The 6,388-nt window shown below is 42.0% G+C and carries 8 protein-coding genes; 1 reads left to right on the top strand and 7 read right to left on the bottom strand.

Annotated elements, in window-relative coordinates; all coding sequences use genetic code 11:
- Positions 1-21 precede the first annotated feature (21 nt).
- From R7Q39_RS28735 to R7Q39_RS28765, 7 genes are all read right to left on the bottom strand, one after another.
- Entirely contained in the window at positions 22-291 is a 270-nt protein-coding gene (locus R7Q39_RS28735; RefSeq protein WP_159373606.1) for a hypothetical protein, read from the bottom strand.
- Positions 288-653 (bottom strand): hypothetical protein, encoded by a 366-nt coding sequence (locus R7Q39_RS28740; protein WP_017190627.1) that lies wholly within the window; start codon positions 651-653, stop codon positions 288-290. The genes R7Q39_RS28735 and R7Q39_RS28740 overlap by 4 nt, the downstream gene beginning before the upstream one ends.
- A 78-nt stretch (positions 654-731) precedes the next feature.
- Positions 732-1,013 (bottom strand): bacteriocin immunity protein, encoded by a 282-nt coding sequence (locus R7Q39_RS28745; RefSeq protein WP_017190626.1) that lies wholly within the window; start codon positions 1,011-1,013, stop codon positions 732-734.
- 1 nt (position 1,014) lies between these two features.
- Positions 1,015-3,477, bottom strand: a complete 2,463-nt coding sequence (locus R7Q39_RS28750) for an S-type pyocin domain-containing protein (protein WP_318077172.1) — start codon at positions 3,475-3,477, stop codon at positions 1,015-1,017.
- Between the two features lie 210 nt (positions 3,478-3,687).
- The gene (locus R7Q39_RS28755; protein ID WP_017190624.1) at positions 3,688-4,116 is read right to left on the bottom strand and encodes a hypothetical protein; all 429 of its coding nucleotides are present in this window, start codon (positions 4,114-4,116) and stop codon (positions 3,688-3,690) included.
- A 14-nt stretch (positions 4,117-4,130) separates the two neighbouring features.
- Entirely contained in the window at positions 4,131-4,460 is a 330-nt protein-coding gene (locus tag R7Q39_RS28760; protein WP_017190623.1) for a hypothetical protein, read from the bottom strand.
- A gap of 697 nt (positions 4,461-5,157) precedes the next feature.
- Positions 5,158-5,742 carry a hypothetical protein gene (locus R7Q39_RS28765; RefSeq protein WP_318077173.1) on the bottom strand — a complete coding sequence of 195 codons (585 nt, stop codon included), beginning with the start codon at positions 5,740-5,742 and terminating at the stop codon, positions 5,158-5,160.
- A 307-nt stretch (positions 5,743-6,049) separates the two neighbouring features.
- Between R7Q39_RS28765 and R7Q39_RS28770 the strand changes: the two genes are divergently transcribed.
- Positions 6,050-6,346: a hypothetical protein gene (locus R7Q39_RS28770; protein ID WP_258718607.1), complete on the top strand. Its 297-nt coding sequence runs from the start codon at positions 6,050-6,052 to the stop codon at positions 6,344-6,346.
- Positions 6,347-6,388: the final 42 nt, after the last annotated feature.

The raw sequence follows: 6,388 nt of genomic DNA on the forward strand, positions 1-6,388 counted from the left end.
TTATCGGCGTTTATAGTGATTTCAATCAATAGAATTTAGCTTTCTGCGCCAACGAAAGCCAAGGTATGTGAAGACAGGAAGAGTAAATAGTACTGTTCCTTGGCCCAACCAGAAACCAAGAGCAAGAAACGCCATTGCACTCACCGTTACTTCGTCTAGAAACCGTGCTTTAAGCTCAGTTGATGCATTATTAATTTTCAGACCACTGATTACCTTGCAAGGCCAAAGAACTCTTAGCGCTTGGTTAATAGGTTCTGCGCCTTTCGTTTTTGCAATCCGCTTATAGATCATGATAGGCATAGCCCTCGATGTGTTATGTAAGCCGCGGTAATCTGACTGATGAATTGTTCAGATTCGCTGGGCAGAAACTCAAGCAATTCTTCCAACCCAATATCGCCACCACTATGCTGTCGTTCGAAAATCTCAACGAAGAATACTGGGCTATCAGTGAAATAACTTTCATCTCGTTGGATCTGCAAATACTCTTCATGTATTAAATCACCACCAGCTGATGGTGAAAGGAAAAGGTTATCTGCATCATCAGCGATCTCAACAATAGGTACAGTAATCCCCTTCTCTAGCAATGCATTAAGAACGGATTCGGTTACGGCTAGTGGCTGGAATCTTCCATTACCGGTTACGATTATCTGCATTCTATCCAGGACAACCCCACTCATTATGAACTTATATACGTCATTGTTTAAGAGTGAAGTATCCCATAACCATCGGTTTTATTCATCTTTGAAACACCCCTTCCCTTGCTGTTTGTACCATGATTTGAGTTCTTCAATCACACCATCAACTGAATCTTCACGACTTGCGGCAGGGTGGAAAATCAAACCATTACCTTCTGGGTGTTCAACAATAGTAGAGAAGTGTTTTGCCAGCTTGGAAATGTACTCATCATATTCTGAGTCCGGGAGGTTATTAGTCTCAGTGTCTTCAAAAAATTCATCCAGAAATCGTCTAAATTCTGATTCTGTGTAGTCTTGGAGTTTACCTTTTAGTTCCATTTCATAAGCCTTTATGAATATCGATATGTCTTCTCGGAGTCATTACTCTTAAATTGTCCACGTCATACACTTTACCACCGTGCTGAACCTCTTCAACATGGTGTATCTCATAACGATCCCGTCCACCTTTTTGTTCTGTTGGTATAGGGAATGGAGAGCTACCACGCTTAATGATGCGCTGATTAGCCTTGCTAAACTGGCTCAATAAATCAGGGTCATTTGCCACTTCTAGCCAAAATGCCTTCCTAAATGCATCAAAGCTCTTGAATTCCTCCCCTCGTAACTTGTCAGCGATTTGATTAGGAATTGGAGCCCCAAGTTCTTCCCCTGCCGTTTCGAGCCATATACCAGCGATCTCTTCACCATGACCGGTAACTACACCACTTTCGTCACGTGCAGTCTTCCTAAACACTATGTAAAGTGGAGGCAACCCAGAGTCAATTGGAAACGTGATGATGTACTCGGCTAGATCATCTTCTGGATAGAGCGCCGTCCCAAGTTCTTGCTCATGTTCTTCAATAGGACGGACCCAGATATTTTGTACGTCCAGCTCGTTGTTTTCAGTTGTCACGGTATCGGGAGATAGTACATCCGTGGAACCATCAGGTGTCCATGTTAACGTGATCCCGTAGTCCAGTTCCGCGACAAAGTTCTGGCCACTTTTCTCTGCGGCACGCTTAGAAACCCGATCACCATACGCGGCGCCATCCCCAGTTTTAATCCCGACGATTTGCTGCTTTCCGTTTTCATCGGTGTACATATTGAAACGAACACGCATTTGACCAGAGTCATGTGCATGGTATTCGGGGTGAGCATCCAGCGTGCTATCCGCTAATTGAGATGGCCATAATGCTGCAAGTAGAAAGCCACCTACTCGAGCAAATGCACCGACCGCCTCACCGGAAATAGCCCAAGAGCCCATAGTGTTTGATGTACTGGTACTGATCAAACCTAAATTAGAAGCCCCAGCACTTGCCGGCAAAGCAAGAATAGCGGCCTTGCCGTAGTCAGTTGCCTTACTATCTTTACTAAGCGTTTTGACGTTCACTACCGGATAGTCTTTCTCGAGCAACCGTTCTTGGTTGATTGAATGACAGCTAGTGCCTGAAATTAGTGGGTCAGTATGGCGGTAGAAGACATTTGAAGCGCAATTGTAGGTACCTGGTGATGTCGGTGGTAGTTCCGTCTTTTTGTCACTTTTAACTGGTGCTGGTGGTGCGGAAACCTTCAATACGTCACCAACCTTTAGCTTCATTGGGTCATCGTTGAATTCAGGGTTAAGGTCTAATAGCTGTTTTGCGTTGAGATTATGTTGCTCTGCGATCTCTGGCCACAATTCACGACTGTTGGTATTTGGATTAATTGAAACCGTATGTGTTGCTTGTGGAGGTGGAGGTGTTGCGTTAGAAGTAACTGAGAGCCTTTCATCTACAGGGAGATTTGGGGCTGATAGTAGTGCGTTAACATCCAGAACCTTCCCATTCTCATTGACCCATTCGTCATTGATATTGGCTAATTGTTCCTTCGTGATTTGATGATCTAAATACACAAGGCTTTGGTCAGTGACCAGCTGACCATCAATCTTCCAATACACTAGGATAGTATTTTGATACAAGTTAGCTAACTGCTCGTCATCGAGCCTATTTTGGGTCGTTCGGGTCGCATAGAAACCGAAGTGGCCATCACCAAGCATTTTATATTCCTGGATCAGATGACCATTCGCAAAATGATAAAAATAACCTTCTGACGGGAAAGCTAGTCGCTCACCTAACTGTACAGTGGGCGTTATCGGTATAAACGAATCTTTTACCTGCCCTGAACCAATGGGCTTCACCTTAACCTCATGTGGCAGGCTAATGCCGAGAACCCTATCACCCACGGATGCTAATAATCTCTTTGGTTCATCGACCGCGGTCTGAGTAGTGTATTTCATACCATGCTCAGTACGAACAGCGCCCCAACGTCCACGAGAGATCTCAGCCTTGGTTTTTGCCAATGAAAACCAATATCCTACATTGCTCCTAAATGACTCTTCTGAACCGACAATCTCAAAGCAATATTCAAATTTAAGCTCCGGTTCAGATTGCTTGTCGATGACAATAGGTTCCGGGACGTAGGTTTCATCAATGTTGGGTACATAGGAATAACCAGCTGCAGAACTGGTGGATACTGGAGGGCCGCCGGCCATATTTGCTCGAGTTGAAAATGCAGATTTAGCACTATCTGTCAGTAAGTCACTAGCGTCTGATGTTAATGACCATGTTCGAGTCATACTATCTTGTGAGAGGACTGGCTTTGAGGGGAAATCCGTTAATAGAGCCAACTCACCGGTTTTTAATTTATCCACCAGCTTCTCAAACGAATAGCCACCTGGCAGATTAGAAATATCCCGCTTTTCCAAACGGTTAATATCACCCTCAACTTGCCCGAATTCATAGTCCATCAGTTCGGTGATTCTTACCACTCTGTAAGTCAAAACAGTGCCCAAATTTATCAATGTGAACCACATTTTTAAACAATTGCTTTAGTACAACAATAAGGCTGACTGTTTGTTTACTGGGTAAAATCGTGAGAGTGTGAGCACCCTTCACAAAACCACAACTTGTTGATGATAAATGCATTTGCAACGTAGGCGCGCCAGTGGATAACGTCCTACGCACAAATCGTTCAAAGGCTAAATTTCCTTTATGACTAATTCAATATCGCTTATGTAGGCATCCTTAATCACTTTTACTTTAAAGTGGTAATCTGCTGATATTGGTTCACCAGATTCAGGATCAAGTCTCAACCCTCTTATTTCATCGCCACCTATCGCGTACCCCCTAAATGACAAAGTACTACTACCGCACGTCATAGAGAGAAAATCATAAAATATACGGTGAGAATGGTTGTCCAGCCTTGTCGAGAATGTGTCAAAAAAACAATTCTCTGGTGCATGGACGCCGATTTTGGAAACCTTCACATTATATTCAGTACCAAGTTCAGCAAAAACAAAACTGCCCTCATTAATGACTGAATTATGAGGTAATTTGATTGTCTCGAATTGTTTGTTACAGCCTACTAGAAATCCCAATCCAACTAAGCTGACTAAAAAGCGCTTCACATCTAACCTTAATGTTACAACTTGTTGATATTAAAAAATTCATCTTTCAATAATTTGCGCGTTAACCGTGGGGCAAGCCAGTCTTTGAAATCCTTCTCAGCCTCAACTATTCGCACATCATCTACAGAGAAAACCCTATATTTCCCTTTTGTTTTGGGTTTGCCTAACCACCTAACGATTGCTTGATCTGTCCACAATCTAAAGCGTTTAAGGCGCCAAACAGTGATCCATTGGCTATCCCATTTTTCCTTTGCTAATCGCTTTTTTAACTCTAGCTTCTCACTTTCTATTTGAATTTGAAGCTCAGACTTTACGTACTGGCGATGACCGATGAAATAGCCCATGTAATAGTTCCAATGTTATCGACTACAAATATTACCTTATTATGCACGTGGGTTTCTATATGATTGTGAATAACATTTGCATAGATAAGCATCAGGCTTGAAAAAATTCGGGGGCAATACATTTTTTTTTGAATGCGCAGTCATTTAAGTGAATAGGTATAAAAAGCGACCACAATATTTTTAATTCATTGCCCCTCAACTAGTCATACGAACATGCATTCATTTTTATTCGGCATGCAAACATTGGCGTGGATCTATACATTATTTTGAACTAATGATAAATAACTCATTAGTGTTAATGAATATATAAATGACAAAATTTATCTTCTATCCCTTCGTGGCGATGACCCATAACAGGTAAGTCTAATGGCCACAAATTAAGGCAGGCGGTATAACTCTGATTGTTGTTTATAGAGGCGAGGTAAACGGATTGGTCCGATGTAGAACGATATTAGGTGATGGTTGGATAAAAAAAACCCGCCGAAGCGGGTTATGAGAAAAGGTGATGTAACTTCCCAATAGTCAAACGAGAATGCAATATAGTCAAAAAATATACGCTTCATGCTATGTTTACGCAAAAACAACAAAGGAATACTACGATATTAAAACTTAGCGTTCAACTATCAATGACGACCAATCGTGATCTTAATGCAACAAAAACTCACCGTTAATTAGTGAGTTGTACAGTAAGCAATCTTTAATCGTTAGGTACCCAACTCTGTAACGACTGCTCATTGTTTTGTAGCAGCAAATTACAATCACTCTCGATTCTTCGTTGGAATAACTCAGGGGGTAAGTTCGGTTCCATAGCCAATATTTCATCATGCCTTACTAGAAGCGCATCCCTATCAAGTGCCATTTCCTTGATAGCTAATGATACATCTTCTGGCACCCCTTCACTCTGGAGGCACTTTAGAGCCTTGTTCACTTGCATAATTCCATATGAAATCTTCAACTCACGCATTTCAGTATTTAATCGTAGAAGCTGAATTAGGGACTCATAATACTGAATTAGGGCCGCTCTCTTGTTGGCATCAAATGGGTATTGATAGGCGATCTTTAACTGTATGTCATCACGGAGGCCATTGTTGTCACTGTCAGTTCGTGCTGGCTCCTGGTTCATACCTCTAATGAATGCCGGGAATGAATCAAAATTTACTGGCCTTTCCAGCTTTTTATCTTCCATCGTTTTGAAGTGCTCGACCGATTGTGCATAAACCATACCTGCAACAGCAGCCGTGATGGAAATTCCAATACCCGAGCTTAGAAGAACTCTGGCCATCACTTTCCTTTTAATCTTCCTTTCCACTAGCACTTTTTTAGAAGTCATTCTGTCACCAACACTCAAAATAAAAACTGATCGTATTTGAGCAACAGAGAGAATGTGTTGAATTTATGGAACTATTTATGAGTACTAAATGAGCATTTAAACAGTAAATATTTTTATATGTTGTAAAATGAACACAGTTGTTTGGGTTCCTGAATATAGTGATCTCAATGATGGCGAGCAATATGGTTGGTGGTTCGAAAACGTCGATATATACACTTTCAGCAATATGTGCGGGTCGAGTTTAGTAGGCGCTTAATCATTGGATAACACACTACTAGCCGCAAGATCCGGTACTACTGGAGCGCTGATGACTTATAACATGACTCAGGCAAGTATCAGCCGAACTGCTAAGATTTTGTTCTCCTTCCAGAACACTTCAAGCAGACTAGGCGCATTCTTCCCAACCTACGGCTTGGAAGTAACTAAAACACGCTTTGCGTCATCAATGGAGTGGCCTTGGGTATGCTGGGGAAATGCTTACGAAGAAGTTTCAAGTGATGGCAGTGCAAACCTCACACTTACAAGGGCGCGAACGTACTTTGTTAAGCTGATGTAAAGAGAACTTTTGCTCTATAATCTTTGTCCCACGTAGCCTTAT

Source organism: Vibrio sp. 947 (genome assembly GCF_033339115.1).
GTDB lineage: Bacteria > Pseudomonadota > Gammaproteobacteria > Enterobacterales > Vibrionaceae > Vibrio > Vibrio alginolyticus.

Excerpts from the sequence above, each read along its gene's own strand:
- R7Q39_RS28745 (WP_017190626.1), bottom strand. The coding sequence starts at position 1,013 with ATGGAACTAAAAGGTAAACTCCAAGACTACACAGAATCAGAATTTAGA.
- R7Q39_RS28735 (WP_159373606.1), bottom strand. The coding sequence starts at position 291 with ATGATCTATAAGCGGATTGCAAAAACGAAAGGCGCAGAACCTATTAAC.
- R7Q39_RS28740 (WP_017190627.1), bottom strand. The coding sequence starts at position 653 with ATGCAGATAATCGTAACCGGTAATGGAAGATTCCAGCCACTAGCCGTA.
- R7Q39_RS28765 (WP_318077173.1), bottom strand. The coding sequence starts at position 5,742 with ATGGCCAGAGTTCTTCTAAGCTCGGGTATTGGAATTTCCATCACGGCT.
- R7Q39_RS28760 (WP_017190623.1), bottom strand. The coding sequence starts at position 4,460 with ATGGGCTATTTCATCGGTCATCGCCAGTACGTAAAGTCTGAGCTTCAA.